The organism is Mesorhizobium sp. RCAM 06353 (assembly GCF_059683585.1).
In genome coordinates this window covers 1,503,732-1,520,480 of sequence record NZ_CM185031.1, presented here as the reverse complement: position 1 = coordinate 1,520,480, position 16,749 = coordinate 1,503,732, and the positions used below count along the sequence as shown (strand labels likewise).

18 protein-coding genes and 1 pseudogene are annotated in these 16,749 nt (G+C 63.3%); 5 read left to right on the top strand and 14 right to left on the bottom strand.

All coding sequences use genetic code 11. The features are described 5' to 3' along the window. Nucleotides 1–17: 17 nt before the first annotated feature. A complete protein-coding gene (gene gcvA, locus AC56QX_RS07065) occupies nucleotides 18–947 on the bottom strand; it encodes a transcriptional regulator GcvA (protein WP_497114755.1) in 930 nt (309 codons plus the stop codon). A 130-nt stretch (nucleotides 948–1,077) separates the two neighbouring features. Here gcvA and AC56QX_RS07060 point away from each other — a divergent pair, with 130 nt between their 5' ends. Further along, nucleotides 1,078–1,335 (top strand): hypothetical protein, encoded by a 258-nt coding sequence (locus tag AC56QX_RS07060; RefSeq protein ID WP_497114753.1) that lies wholly within the window; start codon nucleotides 1,078–1,080, stop codon nucleotides 1,333–1,335. Nucleotides 1,336–1,507: 172 nt separating this feature from the next. Here the strand turns inward: AC56QX_RS07060 and AC56QX_RS07055 are convergent. Continuing rightward, nucleotides 1,508–2,043: pseudogene (locus tag AC56QX_RS07055) on the bottom strand (L,D-transpeptidase family protein). Nucleotides 2,044–2,187: 144 nt separating this feature from the next. On the opposite strand from AC56QX_RS07055, the gene AC56QX_RS07050 reads away from it, so the two are divergent. Continuing rightward, a complete protein-coding gene (locus AC56QX_RS07050; RefSeq protein ID WP_010912284.1) occupies nucleotides 2,188–2,871 on the top strand; it encodes a response regulator transcription factor in 684 nt (227 codons plus the stop codon). A 122-nt stretch (nucleotides 2,872–2,993) separates the two neighbouring features. Next, complete coding sequence (locus AC56QX_RS07045) at nucleotides 2,994–3,449, top strand: cyclic nucleotide-binding domain-containing protein (RefSeq protein WP_497114750.1); 456 nt, start codon at nucleotides 2,994–2,996, stop codon at nucleotides 3,447–3,449. A 2-nt stretch (nucleotides 3,450–3,451) separates the two neighbouring features. Here AC56QX_RS07045 and AC56QX_RS07040 read toward each other — a convergent pair whose 3' ends face one another. From AC56QX_RS07040 to tesB, 8 genes are all read right to left on the bottom strand, one after another. Continuing rightward, the gene (locus AC56QX_RS07040; RefSeq protein ID WP_497114747.1) at nucleotides 3,452–4,069 is read right to left on the bottom strand and encodes a GNAT family N-acetyltransferase; all 618 of its coding nucleotides are present in this window, start codon (nucleotides 4,067–4,069) and stop codon (nucleotides 3,452–3,454) included. A 23-nt stretch (nucleotides 4,070–4,092) separates the two neighbouring features. Next, nucleotides 4,093–4,899 carry an exodeoxyribonuclease III gene (locus AC56QX_RS07035; protein WP_497114744.1) on the bottom strand — a complete coding sequence of 269 codons (807 nt, stop codon included), beginning with the start codon at nucleotides 4,897–4,899 and terminating at the stop codon, nucleotides 4,093–4,095. 328 nt (nucleotides 4,900–5,227) lie between these two features. Then, complete coding sequence (locus AC56QX_RS07030) at nucleotides 5,228–5,908, bottom strand: outer membrane lipoprotein carrier protein LolA (protein WP_497117700.1); 681 nt, start codon at nucleotides 5,906–5,908, stop codon at nucleotides 5,228–5,230. A gap of 134 nt (nucleotides 5,909–6,042) precedes the next feature. Further along, nucleotides 6,043–8,706, bottom strand: a complete 2,664-nt coding sequence (locus AC56QX_RS07025; protein ID WP_497114741.1) for a DNA translocase FtsK — start codon at nucleotides 8,704–8,706, stop codon at nucleotides 6,043–6,045. A gap of 209 nt (nucleotides 8,707–8,915) precedes the next feature. Continuing rightward, the gene (locus AC56QX_RS07020; protein ID WP_497114738.1) at nucleotides 8,916–9,191 is read right to left on the bottom strand and encodes a hypothetical protein; all 276 of its coding nucleotides are present in this window, start codon (nucleotides 9,189–9,191) and stop codon (nucleotides 8,916–8,918) included. Between the two features lie 275 nt (nucleotides 9,192–9,466). Continuing rightward, nucleotides 9,467–10,828 carry an ammonium transporter gene (locus AC56QX_RS07015; RefSeq protein WP_497114735.1) on the bottom strand — a complete coding sequence of 454 codons (1,362 nt, stop codon included), beginning with the start codon at nucleotides 10,826–10,828 and terminating at the stop codon, nucleotides 9,467–9,469. A gap of 31 nt (nucleotides 10,829–10,859) precedes the next feature. Continuing rightward, entirely contained in the window at nucleotides 10,860–11,198 is a 339-nt protein-coding gene (locus tag AC56QX_RS07010) for a P-II family nitrogen regulator (RefSeq protein WP_010912291.1), read from the bottom strand. A gap of 300 nt (nucleotides 11,199–11,498) precedes the next feature. Further along, nucleotides 11,499–12,359: an acyl-CoA thioesterase II gene (gene tesB / locus AC56QX_RS07005; protein ID WP_027042889.1), complete on the bottom strand. Its 861-nt coding sequence runs from the start codon at nucleotides 12,357–12,359 to the stop codon at nucleotides 11,499–11,501. Between the two features lie 99 nt (nucleotides 12,360–12,458). On the opposite strand from tesB, the gene AC56QX_RS07000 reads away from it, so the two are divergent. After that, nucleotides 12,459–13,718 (top strand): ubiquinone biosynthesis hydroxylase, encoded by a 1,260-nt coding sequence (locus AC56QX_RS07000; protein ID WP_497114732.1) that lies wholly within the window; start codon nucleotides 12,459–12,461, stop codon nucleotides 13,716–13,718. A gap of 245 nt (nucleotides 13,719–13,963) precedes the next feature. On the opposite strand, the gene AC56QX_RS06995 is transcribed toward AC56QX_RS07000, so the two are convergent. The 3 genes from AC56QX_RS06995 to AC56QX_RS06985 all read right to left on the bottom strand — a co-directional run bounded on the left by AC56QX_RS06995 (nucleotide 13,964) and on the right by AC56QX_RS06985 (nucleotide 15,225). Beyond that, nucleotides 13,964–14,491 (bottom strand): hypothetical protein, encoded by a 528-nt coding sequence (locus tag AC56QX_RS06995; RefSeq protein ID WP_497114730.1) that lies wholly within the window; start codon nucleotides 14,489–14,491, stop codon nucleotides 13,964–13,966. A gap of 153 nt (nucleotides 14,492–14,644) precedes the next feature. After that, nucleotides 14,645–15,001 carry a YciI family protein gene (locus tag AC56QX_RS06990; protein ID WP_497114728.1) on the bottom strand — a complete coding sequence of 119 codons (357 nt, stop codon included), beginning with the start codon at nucleotides 14,999–15,001 and terminating at the stop codon, nucleotides 14,645–14,647. Further along, nucleotides 14,998–15,225, bottom strand: coding sequence for a hypothetical protein (locus AC56QX_RS06985; protein ID WP_497114726.1), 228 nt, complete (start codon nucleotides 15,223–15,225; stop codon nucleotides 14,998–15,000). The genes AC56QX_RS06990 and AC56QX_RS06985 overlap by 4 nt, the downstream gene beginning before the upstream one ends. Before the next feature lie 269 nt (nucleotides 15,226–15,494). Between AC56QX_RS06985 and AC56QX_RS06980 the strand changes: the two genes are divergently transcribed. Continuing rightward, nucleotides 15,495–15,920 (top strand): OsmC family protein, encoded by a 426-nt coding sequence (locus AC56QX_RS06980; protein WP_497114725.1) that lies wholly within the window; start codon nucleotides 15,495–15,497, stop codon nucleotides 15,918–15,920. A 66-nt stretch (nucleotides 15,921–15,986) separates the two neighbouring features. On the opposite strand, the gene AC56QX_RS06975 is transcribed toward AC56QX_RS06980, so the two are convergent. Beyond that, complete coding sequence (locus AC56QX_RS06975) at nucleotides 15,987–16,616, bottom strand: YceH family protein (RefSeq protein ID WP_497114723.1); 630 nt, start codon at nucleotides 16,614–16,616, stop codon at nucleotides 15,987–15,989. Between the last annotated feature and the right edge of the window lie 133 nt (nucleotides 16,617–16,749).

Genomic DNA, 16,749 nt, shown 5'->3' with positions numbered 1-16,749 from the left:
GGCTCGGCGCAGCCGGCTCATGCCTCCGTGCCGTGGGTCTTTGCCGCCTCCTCGAGAAGCCATTCGCGAAACGCGACGATGCGCGCGTCGTCCTTCACGGTTTGCGGATAAACCAGGAAATAGGCGAACTCCGGCGCGACCTTGATGCCGAGCTCGAAAGGGCGGACGAGACGCCCCTGCGACAAATCGTTGGCGACCATGGCGAAGTCGGCCAGCGCCACGGCATTGCCGTCGAGTGCTGCCTGCGTGGCATCGGTCGAGGAGCCGAAGACGAGGGTGCGGCTGTCGTCGAAATCGTCGACGCCTGCCGCCTGCATCCACATGCTCCAGTTCGGCCAGGTGACGCCTTGCCGCGACCATTCGATATGCGCCAGCGTGTGCCGGAAGAGGTCGCGCGGTTCATTGAGCGGCGGCCCTGACACCAGCAGCGCCGGGCTGCACACCGGGATGATGATGTTGTCGAACAGCCGATGCGCGCAAAGCCCCGGATACTTGCCGGTGCCAAACCGAATGCCGATATCGACGTCGTCGCGCTCGAAGTCCCTGACATCGTAGGTGATGTCGAAGCGCAACTCGATGCCCGGCCTTTGACGGCGGAAATCGTCGATGCGCCGCATCAGCCATTTTGTCGCGAACTGCGCGTCGAGCGTCACTTTCAAGAGCGCGGTGCCACGCGTCATCTTGCGGGCGCGGGACACCGCCCGGTTGAGCAGGTCGAGCGCGTCGATCGACGCCTCGAACAGCACGTTTCCCGCTTCCGTCAGCCGCATGGTGCGGCTGGTGCGCGTGAACAGCACCAGCTCGAGCTGCTCCTCGATTTCCTTGACCTGGTGGCTGACCGCGGCTGGCGTCAGCCCAAGCTCGTCGGCGGCGCGGGTGAAATTGAGGTGACGCGCGGCCGCCTCGAAGGTCCTCAGCGCACGCGTTCCGGGCAGGAGGCGGGACATCGGATCTCCAAATAAAACTTGATAATCTGAAAAGAACTACTCGTTTCCCGTTTGTTTTTCAATCCAGCATGATTGCGGCATCGAGATACCTTCAAACCGGATTTGATATCCGGAGAAACCGGATAAAGCCATGACCGAGATCGCCCTGAAGTCCCACACCACCCTGAAAGCATCTCTCCCGCAGTGGCTGCGCGCCACGATCGACTGGCTGCGCCAGGCCAACGTCGCCGCCAGGCTTCCCTTGGAACCGGTCGACGGCCTCTCCGACCGTGAACTGCGCGATATCGGCGGCGAACGCCGCGACATCGCCAAGGCGGTGGACCGGGAGCTTCGCGAAATCGGACTGCTGGGTACGGGTTGGCAGAAGCCGGGGCGGCCGAACCTTTGACGTGCGTGGGGCTGTCGAGATTCAGGTCAGGCCGAGTCGAAAACGGTGGGTTCCGAGAACCGGAGCGGAGCGTACTTAAGTACGTGAGCACAGTTCTGCTGCGGCGCAGTAGAACGGGGAAGCGCAGGAAACCGCCGTTTGCAGGCCGGCCTCACCTGAATATCGGCAGCCCCTACCGCACCACCCTCATCACCGTCCTATCCGACAGCAGCGGCAAGAGCCGCTTCATCGTGCGCGCGGTCACCGCGACGCAGCCTTCCGTCGGTGTGAAGCCGGGACGTGCCAGGTGGAAGAAGATGGCGCTGCCGCGTCCCTGCGGCGCGGCGAAATATTCCAGTCGAGCACCAGGCAGGCGTCGTAGAGCCGGTCGTCGCGCCGCATGCGTTCGTGGCTGGCGCCGTAGGGGATCTTGACCGGCCTGTTGTAGTTGCGGTCATCAGGCACTTCGCACCAGCCGAGATCGGGCCCGATCGGCGTCATCGCCAGCCGCGACCGGCGGCCACCGGCAAACTGATCTCCACGAAAATAACCCGACAGGATCCGCATCGAGCCAAGCGGCGTGGCGCCGTCGCCTTCGCGCTTGTCGGCCGAGATGCCGCCGCGCCCCAGCGCGCAGGCAAACACCGCATTTCCGGCCTGCAGCAGGCCCTGGCTGGGGTGGCCAGGCCTTGCCCGCACGGTCAGCACACGCAGCCGTTTCAGCAAAATTGCGCCGGCTGCATTGCGATCGCGTTTTTTCTTGTATGATCGTGCCACGGAACAAATCACTGTGAGAGGCTATTGTGTCGGCCAGCTTCCGCATAAATACGCAGCGGTCAACTGAATTCACTTTTCAAAACAACGGATTGATCCATGACTTCACGCACCATTCTAATCGTTGACGACGATGACGACCTGCGCGGCACACTGGTCGAGCAACTCGCCCTCTATGAGGAATTCGACGTGCTGCAGGAAGCGACTGCGGCAAAAGGCGTCACCGCGGCACGCGGCGGCCTCATCGACCTGCTCATCATGGATGTCGGCCTGCCCGACATGGATGGCCGCGAGGCCGTCAAGATCCTGCGCAAGGGCGGCTACAAGGCGCCCATCATCATGCTGACCGGCCACGACACCGATTCGGACACGATTCTGGGTCTCGAAGCCGGCGCCAACGACTATGTGACCAAGCCGTTCCGCTTCGCGGTGCTGCTTGCGCGCATCCGCGCCCAGCTGCGCCAGCATGAGCAGAGCGAGGACGCCACCTTCTCGGTCGGCCCCTACACCTTCAAGCCCAGCCAGAAGCTGCTCATCGACCCGCGTGGGGGCAAGGTGCGGCTGACGGAGAAGGAAGCCTCGATCATCAAATATCTCTACCGCGCCGACCAGAAGGTGGTGACGCGCGACGTGCTGCTGGAGGAGGTCTGGGGCTACAATTCCGGCGTCACCACGCACACGCTGGAAACCCATGTCTACCGGCTGCGCCAGAAGATCGAGCGCGATCCTTCCAATGCTGAAATTCTTGTGACAGAAAGCGGCGGCTACAAGCTGGTTCCTTAAACATTTCATTATCCAATAAGCGGTCTGGGCGGGGCCGCGTTCGGGTGCGATCCTGTTGGAGGAGATTCAGGATCTGCCCGTGAAGGAGGGATTGGACTGACCGTTCGGGGACGCAGCTAGAGATGGCGTTGGATGACGACATCCGCATCCTGTCCGCCGTGAAGCTCTTCCAGGGTTTCACGCAGGAACAGCTGCGTCTGCTCGCCTTCGGCGCCGAGAACACCCTGCTGCAAGCCAACCACAAGCTTTACCGCGAGGACGATGAGGCCGATTCGGCCTATGTCGTGGTCAGCGGACGCATCGTGCTCTATCGCGAGCAGACCGGCGAGCGCATCCCGCTCGGCACCGCCGGCCCCGGCACCATCCTGAGCGAACTGGCATTGATCGCCGACAGCAACCGGCTGACCAGCGCGTCGGCCGAAATCGATTCGGAAGTGATCCGGCTGAGCCGCAAGATGTTCCGTCGCATCCTGGAGGAGTATCCCGACGTGGCGGTGAAACTGCACCAGCGCATCCTCGACGATTTCCAGGCCATGATCGCCCGCATCGAGAAGCTGGCGCCGCGGTTTGGCGGGTAGGTCTAACTACCGTCTCGAACGGGTTTTGGCCTGAACAGGCACCAGAATGGCTTCCCGGGCGCAAGTTCACCTTGGCCGAGGAGTTGAAACCCGCAGCGCTCATAGAAAGCCAAATTCTTGAGTTGTGCGGTTTCGAGAAACGTCCCTGCCGAGACAGGATCTCTTTCGGCAAGATCGCAATAAGCCGTGATGAGCGCGCCGCCAGCCCCCTTTCCCTGCATCGAGGGGTGAACGCCCAGGACCCCAAGGTAGAAATGCGGTTCCTGCGGCTTGTATTCTTCACTTATGGCGTCTGCCCTCTCGAAGCGCGAAGCCATCGATGCCTGCCTTTGCTGAAGCAAAGCCCATCTCTGCTGGTGCGCCGGAGGCCATTCAGGCCGCTGCGTATCATAGCCCATCACCGCGCCAAGGATGCGACCCTCGCTCTTTGACAGCAGCACAGGCATTCCAAGCGCCAGGCGCGCCGCCATCAGGATCGAGAAGAACTCAGTCACCAGCACCTGACGCTGCGGAGGATCGCCCGAGAAGAAAAAAGCCATCTGCGGATCATCGGCAAAGGCAGCCGCCAGACAGTCGGCCGTCGATGTCACATCCGGCTCTCGTGCTGCCACTATCTCCATTCAACGCCCCTTTGACCGCCGGCCTAGTCCAGATCGAACCGCGCAATCACCGGCACATGGTCCGACGGCCGGTCCCAGCCGCGTGCGGCACGCAGGATGTCGTAGCCGGCAAAGCTGGGCACCAGGTTCGGTGACGACCAGACATGGTCGAGCCGCCGGCCGCGGTTCGACGCTTCCCAATCCTGCGCGCGATAACTCCACCAGGTGTAGAGCTTCTGGTCTGATGGCACATCGTGCCGCATCAGGTCGACCCAGTTGCCGGCGAGCCGCATCGCCTCGAAGTTTTCGGTCTCGACCGGTGTATGGCTGACCACGTTCAGCAACTGCTTGTGCGACCAGACGTCGTGCTCGAGGGGCGCGATGTTGAGGTCGCCGACCAGCACCGAGGCGGACACTTCGCTGTGCTCGGCGCGGATGGCGTTCATCTCGGCGACGAAATCGAGCTTGTGCTTGAACTTCTTGTTGATCTCGGGATCCGGTTCGTCGCCGCCCGCCGGAACGTAGAAATTGTGCACCAGGATCGTCTTGCCGCCGGCACGCACCGTCACCGACAGATGCCGGCTGTCCTCGATCTCGCAGAAGCGACGTTTTTCGACCACCTCGATCGGCCGCCGCGCCACCGTCGCCACGCCGTGATAACCCTTCTGGCCATGGAAGGCGATGTGCTGGTAGCCGAGCCTGCGGAATGCCTTTTCGGGAAACAGCTCATCGGGAACTTTCGTTTCCTGCAGGCAGAGCACATCGGGGGCGTATTCGTCGAGCAGCCGCTCGACGATCGGCATGCGCAGGCGCACGGAGTTGATATTCCAGGTGGCGATGGAAAAGGGCATTGGCAATCCGGAGGCAGCGCACTTCCCAGCCAGGACAGATGGACCCTGACGGAGAAGACGCCTTTTGAGGGAGTCAGTCCGGAAACTGCCAGCCGGGCGCCGCAAAGACAAGCCGGGCTGTGCTTGGAACTTGCTCAGCAGGTGGCCCCAAGCCGCGCTGAGATTCTGGTCAGGCCGAGTCGAGAATGGTGGATTCCGGGGTCGCCCTTGCGACGAGCGGAGCTCACGTTTGGGTACGTGAGCCCCGTTCTACTGCGACGCAGTGGAACGGGGAAAAGCGCAGGAAGCCGCCATTCACAGGCCGGCCTCACCTGAACATCTGCGTACCTTAGCGCGTCTTGGTGTTCAGCTCTCGGTTGGCCGTATAGTCGATGGCAAACGTGTCTGGCGCGAAGCTGACGCCTTCCTTGGTGTTGAAGATCATCACCGTGGTGTCCTTGCCTTGCGCATCGGTGATCGTCCATTGGCGCAGATCATAGGTTTTCGGATCGAACATCATGGTGATCATCGCATTGCCGAACACCGACTTGTCGGCGAGCTTGATAGTGGTGAGGTCGTCTTCTTCCTTGACGCTCTTGACGCGGTCGCCGGAGAGATCGATCCGGTCGTCGAGCAGCAATTTCAGCGGCGTCTTCGACAGCGGATAAAGATCGGAGGTCTTCATTTTCTTGTTGAGGATGACCACCGACTTGCCGTCCGAAATCACCTTGAAATTCGATGACCCGTCATAATTGAAGCGGATCTTGCCCGGACGCTCGAGGAAGAACTTGCCGCCGGTCTGTTCGCCCTTGGGGCCGAACTGCACGAATTCGCCGCTCATCGATTTGACCGAGGAAAAATGGTCGGCGATCTTCTGCGCGGCGGCGGGCACGGCGGCCTGCGCCGAAGCCAGCAATTCGAAGCCGGGTATCACATTGAGGGCGGCTGCACCCACAGCGACAAGGCCAAGGCCAAGCAGCTGGCGGCGGGTGGGAGCAAAATCGCTGAGTGCGGAAAGATCGTTCTTCATGTCGGTCACTCGCTTGGTGGTTCCTGTATCTGTCGCTGTCGTGAACCCCCAGTTGGGCTGAAGTTTGGCGGTAGAGCGGCGCTGCTTCGCCTCAACGCGCCAGAGGGTTCAAAGTTGCCGTGAACTCCCCGCCATCAGAATTTGTCGTCTTCGGTCGGCACCAGGATCTCGCGTTTTCCGGCATGGTTGGCGGGGCCGACAATGCCTTCCTTCTCCATCTTCTCGATGATCGAGGCGGCACGGTTGTAGCCGATGCCGAGACGGCGCTGGATGTAGCTGGTCGAGGCCTTGCCGTCGCGCAGCACCACGGCCACCGCCTGGTCGTACGGGTCGTCGGAATCGTCCAGATTGCTGTTGCCGCCACCGCCGCCGGAACCGCCCTTGCCGGACGGTTCGTCGTCGTCCTCGCCGTCATCCTCGGTGATGGCGTCGAGATATTCGGGCACGCCTTGCAGCTTCAGATGCCCGACGATCTTCTCGACCTCGTCATCGGAGACGAACGGGCCGTGCACACGCTGGATGCGGCCGCCGCCGGCCATGTAGAGCATGTCGCCCATGCCGAGCAGCTGCTCGGCGCCCTGCTCGCCCAGGATGGTGCGGCTGTCGATCTTCGACGTCACCTGGAAGGAGATGCGGGTCGGGAAGTTGGCCTTGATGGTGCCGGTGATGACGTCGACCGAAGGACGCTGCGTCGCCATGATGACATGGATGCCGGCGGCACGCGCCATCTGCGCCAGTCGCTGCACCGCGCCTTCGATGTCCTTGCCGGCGACCATCATCAGGTCGGCCATTTCGTCGATGATGACGACGATGTATGGCATCGGCTCGAGGTCGAGATTCTCCGTCTCGTAGATCGCCTCGCCGGTCTGGCGGTCGAAGCCGGTCTGAACGGTGCGCGAGATCTTCTCGCCCTTCTTGTCGGCCTGCTGCACGCGAGCGTTGAAGCCGTCGATGTTGCGGACGCCGACCTTGGACATCTTGCGGTAACGGTCCTCCATCTCGCGCACGGTCCATTTCAGCGCCACCACCGCCTTCTTCGGATCGGTGACGACGGGTGTCAGCAGATGCGGGATGCCGTCATAGACGGACAATTCCAGCATCTTCGGGTCGATCATGATCAGCCGGCATTCCTGCGGCGTCAGCTTGTAGAGCAGCGACAGGATCATGGTGTTGATGGCGACGGATTTGCCGGAGCCGGTGGTGCCGGCGACCAGCACGTGCGGCATCTTGGCGATGTCGACGATGACCGCTTCGCCGTTGATGCTCTTGCCCAGCGCCAGCGCCAGCTTGGACTTGGTCGTCTCGAAATCGCGGCTGGCCAATATCTCCCGGAGGTAGACGGTTTCGCGCTTGGCATTCGGCAGTTCGATGCCTATCGCGTTGCGGCCGGGAACCACGGCGACGCGGCAAGCGATAGCGCTCATCGAGCGGGCGATGTCGTCGGACAGGCCGATGACGCGCGACGATTTGATGCCGGGCGCCGGTTCCAGCTCATAAAGGGTGACCACCGGACCGGGTCGCACGGCGATGATCTCGCCTTTGACGCCGAAATCCTCCAGCACGCCTTCCAGCAGCCGCGCATTCTGCTCCAGCGCATCCTTCGACAGGCTTGCGTCCTTGGCGACGTTCTTCGGTTCGGACAGGAAATGCAGCGACGGCATTTCGAACGTGTCCGAGCCGATCAGCGAGGTCTGCGCCTCGCGCTGAACGCGCGCGCCCGGCACGGGGCGCGCCGCCGGCGCCTCGACGCGGGTGGCGGCGTCGGAGCGGAACTGCTGCACCTTGGCCGTTGGTGCGGCACGGCGCTGGGTGACGGGCTCGTCATCGAAATCCATGTCCTCGTCATCGCGCTCGAAGATATCGTCATCGTCCGGATCGACGGAAACGCTGCGGTCATTGACCATGGCGGCGAAGAATTCCGGTTCGACACGGGCGCGGCCGTCCTGGCTCATCCGCGACTCGGCGAACTCGGCCGATTCGACCCTTTCGGCGGCGCGGCGCCAGGCGGTGGAACGCTGCTCCATCTGTGGCTCGTATTCGTCCCGTTCCTGCCTGCGGCGCACGGCGCGGCGATGCATCCACGCGCGCAGCGAGAGCCACCAATGGGTGATGGCGCCGAGCGCCAATATGCCCTCGTCGCCCTCATCCTCGTCATTGTCGAACAGAAGATCATCTTCGCGTGGATCGGCGGCGGCAGGTTCTTCCATGACGGCAAAGCCGTTCTTGCGCCCGATCAGCGCCGCGCCATAGGCGAACAGCCAGAGCGTCGGCGCGGCCAGCAGAACGGCAAGCACGCTGGCGATCAGCCCGGTCGGGTAGCCGCCGATGAGCACGCCGGGAATCTTGAGCACCATGTCGCCGAACACGCCACCGAGGCCGGTGGGCAGCGGCCAGGTCTTGGGCGGAACGATGCAGCCGGCGATCGCGGCGGCGAGCAGCGCGAAACCGAACCAGAACAGCCCGCGCTTGGGCAGCCTGTCGACGCCGCGCGCCGAAAACAGCAGATACCCCCAGATGACGGCGGGAACCAGCGCGGCAACCGCGGCGAGGCCGAAGAACTGCATGGCGAGGTCGGAGAACACGGCACCGGCATAGCCCATGGCGTTGGTGACGGTGTTGTTGGTGGCGTGCGAGAAGCTTGGATCGGCAACGTTCCATGTGGCGAGGCTGGCGACCCCGAAGGCGACAGCCAGGAACAGCCCGGCGCCGACCAGCCGGCCGACCTGGCGCCGTGCGAAAGCCTGGATGCCGTGCCCCGTATCGGCCAGCGCGAGCGGTGCTGAAGCCCCTGAACGCATGCTCTTCCCCGTCATATTGCCTGGCCCGAGCGCATGACGCACTCCGGCAGATTCGGAGGTCAGACTAGCCGTGGGAAGGTTAAGGCCGCATTAACCATGGCTTTTTACCAACGCCTCATGAAGACAAAGATGGCGGGCCGTGAATCCCGCCATCGCTGTCTTGAAAACGCCGGTTGGATCAGGCCCCCTCGGGACCCGATCTCGCGCAATCACTTGTGGCCGGCATACATCATCAGATTGGCGCAGAATTCGGCATGAGGCTTGCTCATCGCCGCGTCCTGGCACTCCTTCATCATCGTGTCCTGCTTGTCCTTGGCCGTCGAGGCCCAGGCCGACTTGAAGTCTGCCTCCGACTTCATGGTCTTCATCCCGGCATCGGTGAAGAACGGCGCCATGTTGTCAGGTTCGTCGAGGGCGCCGGCCAATGCAACGCCGCTGACCATGGAAAGCGCGAGTGCCCCGAGGCAGATAGTCTTGAAGTTCATGAGAAGTTCCTTCCCTGTGTTTTTGCGCACGAGCGCCAAAACGACGATCGCATTCACAGTTCGGAACCACGGCGGTCGATGTTTCTTCGAAAAGCCTCTTCACGCGAACGTGATTGCGCGAAGTCGACCTCGATCAGAACGAATTTGCCAAAAAAAGAGGCCCGGATCGCTCCGGGCCTCAATGCGTGAGCCTCTTTCGAGAACGTCACGACGGGATCTCTGGAAATCTGGGACCGGCGGGAGGAGGATCCGCCGGTCCCTTGGCGAGGCTGGCCTTACGGCACCACTTCGCCATGCTGGGAGATGTCGAGGCCTTCGACCTCTTCCTGGGTCGTCGGACGCAGGCCGACCAGCGCCTTGACGATGTAGAGGATCACGAAGGTGGCGACCGCCGTCCACAGGATGGTGAAGGCGATGCCATAGAGCTGCTTGCCAATCGACGCGTCTTTGCCGAGCGCATTGATCGCCGGATCGGCTAGCACGCCGGTCAGCAACGCACCGACCACACCGCCGACGCCATGGACGCCGAAGGCATCGAGCGAGTCGTCATAGCCGAACATATGCTTCACCTTGACCGCGGAGATGTAGCAGACCACGCCGGCGACGATGCCGACGATGAAGGCGCCGGTCGGGTTGACGAAGCCGGAAGCCGGCGTCACCGCCACCAGGCCGGCGACAGCACCCGAGATGATGCCGAGCACGGAAGGCTTCTTGGCGACGATCCATTCGGCGAACATCCAGGCCAGCGCGGCAGCGGCGGTGGCGACCTGCGTGTTGAGCATGGCAGCACCAGCAAGACCGTCAGCCGCCAGTTCCGAACCGGCGTTGAAGCCGAACCAGCCGACCCACAGCAGCGAGGCGCCGATCACCGAATAGACCAGGTTGTGCGGCGCCATGTTGGTGGTGCCGTAGCCTTCGCGCTTGCCGAGAACCAGCGCGCAGACCAGACCGGCGACACCGGCGTTGATGTGGACGACCGTGCCGCCGGCGAAGTCGAGCACGCCAGCCGCGCCAAGGAAGCCGCCGCCCCAGACCCAATGCGCGATCGGCGCATAGACGAACACCAGCCACAGCGCCATGAAGATCAGCAGCGCCGAGAACTTCATGCGCTCGGCGAAGGCGCCGGCGATGAGGGCAGGCGTGATGATGGCGAAGGTCATCTGGAACATCGAGAAGACGAATTCAGGAATGTTCGCCACCCCTGGCAGCCACAGCGTCGAAACGGTGATGCCGTGATGGAAGAATCTCGAGAAGCCGCCGATATATTGGTTCAGGCTGGCGGAATCATTGGTGGTGAAGGCGAGCGAATAGCCGAACATGAACCACAGCACCGTCACCAGGCAGGTGATGGCAAAGCTCTGCATGATGGTGGCGAGCACGTTCTTCTTGCGCACCATGCCGCCGTAGAACAGCGCCAGGCCCGGAATGGTCATCATCAGCACCAGCGCCGTCGAGGTCAGCATCCAGGCGGTGTTGCCGGTGTCGAGCACCGGGGTGGGAGCGGCGGCCGGTGCGGCGGCGGCAGCGGCCGGAGCTGCTTCCTGCGCGAAGGCGGCGACGCTGCCCAATGCTGCGAGAGCAAGCGAGCCCAGAAGGGCCGCCCGTCCCGTCGTCTTCAAGGTGGAAGGAATATTCATTGAACTCTCCATTGGAATACGTGTTCGCCGCTCAGAGCGCGTCGGTGTCTGTTTCGCCGGTGCGGATGCGCACCGCCTGGTCGATGCCGAAAACGAAAATCTTGCCGTCGCCGATCTGGCCGGTCTTGGCCGCGGCGGTGATGGCTTCGACGGCCTTGTCGACCGTGTCGGCACTGACCGCGACCTCGATCTTGATCTTCGGCAGGAAACTGACCGCGTATTCCGCTCCGCGATAGATTTCCGTATGCCCCTTCTGACGCCCGTAGCCTTTGACTTCGGTGACGGTCAGGCCCTGGATGCCGACGGCGGTAAGCGCTTCGCGTACCTCGTCCAGCTTGAACGGCTTGATGATTGCCATCACGATTTTCATAAGGTTTCACCCTTTGCTGTTGCGGTCCCCCGCGTTTGCACGACTTCACCGATCCCAAAGAGCCGGAGAGTGCTCCCAAGAATTCAAGCTTCGTGCCAAGTGCCGAAGCAGCATGTTAACGTGTTGTAAATAAAGGGAATGAAGTGGCCGAGGCCAGCAGGTGCCGAGACCTGTGACACGCCACATGCTCAAAAATTATGCAATTTTTCGAATTTGCCTAATTTGCCGGCTTTGGGCATGGCGCCGAAAAGCGGAGCCCGGTTTTTGGAAATGACTGTGCTCAAACAAGACTCGGAATGCTCAGCGCTTGAGCCGGATCAAGCCTTCCTGAGCCATGGAGGCGATCAGCGTGCCGTCGCGGGCATAGAGCGTGCCGCGGCTGAAGCCGCGCGATCCCGAGCTTGACGGGCTGTCCTGCGCATAGAGCAGCCAGCCGTCGAGTGAATGCGGCCGGTGGAACCACATCGAATGGTCGAGGCTCGCCGCCTGGATGTCGGGATCGAACAGGCCACGGCCATGCGCGAAGGTCGAGGTGTCGAGCAATGTCATGTCGGAGAGATAGGCGAGCAGCACCGACTGCAGCGCGCGATCGTCGGGAACCGGGCCGGCGAGGCGGATCCAGACATTCTGCCGGGGCGGCAGCTTGTCGCGGCTTTCATAGTGTTGGAGATTGACCGGCCTGAGCTCCAGCGGCCGCTCGCGCGCCCAGAAGCGGCGTACCGCTTCCGGCACCCGTTCGGCCCTCTCGAGCAGCTGCCGCTGCGTCTGCAGCCCTTCCGGCGGCGGCACGTCATCGGGCAGCGCGAACTGATGCTCGAGCCCCTTCTCGTCGACCTGGAACGAGGCTTCCAGCGAAAAGATCGCCTGGCCGTGCTGGATCGCCAGCACGCGGCGGGTGGTGAAGGAGCCGCCGTCGCGGATGCGGTCGACCTCGTAGACGATCGGCACCCTGATGTCGCCCGGCCGCATGAAATAGCCGTGCAGCGAATGCACGAAGCGGTCCGGCTCCACCGTCCGCTGTGCCGCCACCAGCGCCTGGGCGATGGTCTGGCCGCCGAACACGCGCTGCCACTCCACCTGGGGGCTGCGACCACGATACAGATTGTGTTCCAGCCTCTCGAGGTCGAGAATGCTCAGAAGCTCGTCCATGGCCGCCGTCATGTTTTGTGACCTCGCCGCAAAATTGCTATGGCGGTTTCCGACAGGAAGAACGAGCCGTCAAGGGCGCAGGCCCGGGCCGGCGCGCAAGGAGCCAAGACGATGGAACGCAAGGCGGACGCCAAGACCAGATCCAGGCTCGATGTCCTCGTCGCCGGCGCCGGCTATGTCGGGCTGGCCACCGCCGTTTCACTGAAGCAGGCGCGGCCTCATTTGGCCGTGGCGCTGGTCGATGCCGCGCCCGCCGGTGCCTGGCAACGGGACGGCCGCGCCTCGGCCATTGCCGCGGCCGCCTGCCGCATGCTCGACCAGCTCGGCGTCTGGGCCGAGATCGCGCCGCAGGCGCAGGCGATCACCGAGATGATCATCACCGATTCGCGCAGCGCCGATCCGGTGCGCCCGGTCTTCCTGACCTTCGGCGGCGAAGTGGCGCCGGGCGAGCCCTTTGCGCATATGCTCGCCAACAGGGCGCTGAACGGCGCCTTGCGCGCCAGGGCCGAGACGCTCGGCATCGACATCATCGAAGGTGTGGCGGTGCAGGGTTTTGAGACCAGCGGCGCCGGCATATCGGTGCATCTGGCCGACGGCGCCGCGCTGACCGCACGGCTGCTGGTCGCCGCCGACGGCGTCAATTCGAAGCTGCGCGACATGGCCGGCATCAAGACGGTGAAGTGGGACTATGGCCAGTCCGGCATCGTCTGCACCGTAGCGCATGAACGCCCGCACAATGGCCGCGCCGAAGAGCACTTTTTGCCGGCCGGCCCCTTCGCCACCTTGCCGCTGAAACCCGACAAGGACGGCACCAACCGCTCGTCGATCGTCTGGGTCGAACGTGCCGAAGATGCAAAAGCGCTGGTGGAGGGCGACGATCTCGTCTTCGAGCATGAACTCGAACAGCGCTTCGGCCTGAAACTCGGCGAGATCCGCGTTGCCGACAAGCCGCGCGCCTGGCCGCTTGGCCTGACCATCGCACGGGCCTTCGTCGCACCGCGCGTGGCGCTTGCCGGTGACGCCGCCCACGGCATCCATCCGATCGCCGGACAGGGCCTCAATCTCGGCTTCAAGGATGTGGCAGCGCTTGCCGAGGTGATCGTCGAGGCCGACCGGCTCGGCCAGGATATCGGCGCGCTCGACGTGCTCGAGCGCTACCAGCAATGGCGCCGTTTCGACACGGTGCAGATGGGCATCACGACGGATGTGCTGAACCGGCTGTTTTCCAACGACATCACCCCGCTGCGCACCGTCCGCGACATCGGCCTTGGCCTGGTCGAGCGCATGCCGCGCTTGAAGGAATTTTTTATCCGCCAGGCCTCGGGACTGTCGGCCGGCACGCCGAGGCTGTTGAAGGGCGAGGCGATCTGAGCGTCTCGCCACACGCCCGACTTCGTCATCCACGGGCGGAGCAGCCGCGAAGCGGCGTCGCGAAGACCCGAGGATCCATGCCGCGACCTAGGCCATAGGTGCAGCGGAAGTGGAATTCTGCACCGTGGCGGCGCTTCCGAGTCCCGGCATGGATCCTATGGTCTGCGCCGCGTCGCTTCGCTCCTTGCTCCGCCGTAGGATGATGACTCAAGGGCGTCTCGCGCCAATCGCCAAGGCCGGCGATCTCAATTCACTTCGAAACCCAGCTTCTGCCGCAGCCGCAGCATGCGCTGGTCGGCGATCTCAAGGCGTTTCTCGCCGCCCTGGGCAGCTCGGTTGACCATTTGCAGCAGGTCGTTTCGCTCGGCGACGTCGAGACGCTCGCGCAGGAATGGCGCGAGCTTGTCGATGACAACCGTGGTGTCGTCGATCTGTGATGCCGCCCATTTGGCGTAGATTACCGCCTCATCGGTCTTCTTCTTGTCGGCGATCTCGGAAATGACAGCGCGGATGACGGCCTCGCGCTGCGGCAGGATCGGCCCGCTCTCGGAAACGATCGATGTAATCAGCGTCGCGGCGGCCACCACCGGATCGTCGATCGCCGTCAGCGGCGACAGGGCCGCCTGCTTGCGCAGCTTCTTGCGTCGGATGTTGCCTTGCACGCGCCCGACGACATCGGCGACCTCGCGCGCGGCATCGTTCATGGCCTTCATCCGGTACCACCAGAACGCCGCCGCTCCGAGCACGCCAAGGATCGCTAACAGGAAAGGCATGTCGACATCCCCCAGGAATCCGCGCGACGATAGGAGAACTGTCGTGTTGCTTCAACACGCAAGAGTTGCCTGCGGCCAGGAAAATTCAATTTGCGGCTGGTGGCGCTTAGGCGATTAAACAAGCCGATGCGCGCTGCCAAAGCCGGGTTCCGCCTATGACCCCGGTACATCGTAGATCGGCCGCACCTCGATCGTGCCGAGTTCGGCCAGCGGAATGCCGGCCGCGATGTCCAGCGCTTCGTCGAGAGTGTCCGCTTCGACCATGACGAAGCCAAGCAGCTGCTCCTTGGTTTCGGCGAAGGGACCGTCGATGACAAGGCGCTTGCCCTCGCGCCGTCGCACCGACTTCGACGTCCTCACCGATTGCAGCGCCTGCGCGATGATCAGCTTGCCCTCTTGGTCCAGGGACCTGTCATAGGCCAGCGAATCGGCGTCGAGCTTGGCCCCCTGATCGGGCGTCAGCGCATAGAGGTCTTTCTCCTCGCCATAGACCAGGCAGACATATTTCATTTCCAGCTCCCTTGCTGCGATGAACCATAGGATGCGGTGACGAGCGTGTCAGCCTTGCCGTCGACCGCGGCCGCATGGTCGAGAAGGCATGCCGCGACACCGATGATGGCAACAGCCGCCAGCAACCTGCCGAGTATGGGTGCCGGCGGATCCAGCCAGAAGTCTTCCTGTCGCTCAGGCCTATCGCCCGGGCGCTTCCACAGTGCAAAAAACAGACTGTCCATGTGAACCTCCATCCGGCCAAAATCCCATGGCCGCCCGCAGGACGGCCGGGCCGGATGGAAGTCGACATTTTTGCGCGAATATTTTTCTGAAAAGCACGAATATTTTTCCGGACGCTCCGGAGGCAATGAGCCGTCATCATGCCGTGGTCTAAACAGCGCAGTGGTCTTCGCGCCCGCCCGCGCTATAGTTGAACGGACGCCGGGGCTCACCCAGGCCAAGTTCACAAGGTCACGACAACCCCAAGTTCACGACAACCAAGGAGGACTTCATGGATCGCACCGCAACAGCCGTCTGGAAAGGCAATCTGAAAGAAGGCAAGGGCACGCTCGACAGCCAGAGCGGGACGCTCAAGGGCACGCCCTATTCGTTCAAGGCGCGCTTCGAGGATGAAAGCGGCAAATCCGGCACCAATCCGGAAGAGCTGATCGCGGCCGCGCATGCCGGCTGCTACGCCATGCAGCTTTCGCACTTCCTGGCCGAGAACGGCACGCCCGCGGCCGAACTCGACGCCAAGGCCGTGGTGACGCTGGTTCCCGGCACCGGCATCACCGGCAGTGCCCTCACCGTGGTCGGCAAGGTGCCAGGCATCGATGCGGCGAAGTTCAAGGAATTGGCCGAGAAGGCCAAGGCCGAATGCCCCGTCTCCAAGGCGCTCGGCGCGATCAAGGTGTCGCTCGACGCCAGGCTCGGCTGAGAACGATGACCTGAAGTGACGAACGCCGGCCTGAGAGCCGGCGTTTTCATGTTATTGCTGGCGGCCTCAACCGCCCAGCGCGTCAAGCCGGGCGCGAAGGGCCGCGACTTCCTGCTCCAGCGCCTCCACTCTCGCTTCCAGGTCGGAGTGAGGCATGGCCGGCGCACTCCGCTGGGCCGAAAGGGCCGCAACATCCACCGGGCCAGCGAGGAGATGCACGTAGCGATCCTCGCGCTGGCCTGGCCCGCGCGGGATTTCTTGGATCAGCGGCGGCCGGCGGCCGATCAGCATGTCGAGTTCAGCGCGCAGGTCTTCGATCGACGAAAACCGCGCCATGCGTTCGGCTCGCGCCAGGAGTTCATGCGCCGTCTGCGGTCCGCGCAGCAAGAGCAGGCCGAGCAAGGCGGTCTGCGGCGTGGTCAGCGAGAAGCGCTGCGCCATCTGATGCTCATAGCGCTCGACGCGTGAGCCGAACATCTGCCGCACCAGCCCCTTCTGCTCGAGCAGCTTCAGACCCCGGTGCACCTCTGTCTGCTCCAGCGCCATGACAGGCTCGCGCGCCGTCTTCTGGTTGGCGGCGGCAAGAGCTGCGTTGAGCGTCAGCGGGTAGACATCCGGCGTCAGCTCCTTCTTCTCGATCAGGCAGCCGAGCACGCGCGCTTCGATCGGGGAGAGGATGGGAAGGTCTTCGCTCATTGGGTTACAATCCTTTCTGAGGCTGGCGGGACAGCGCCCCCCTCTGTCCTGCCGGACATCTCCCCCACAAGGGGGGAGATCGGCAGCTTCGCCGACAGCGCGCTATCCTTCAACCTTGGAGATTGGCGAAAGC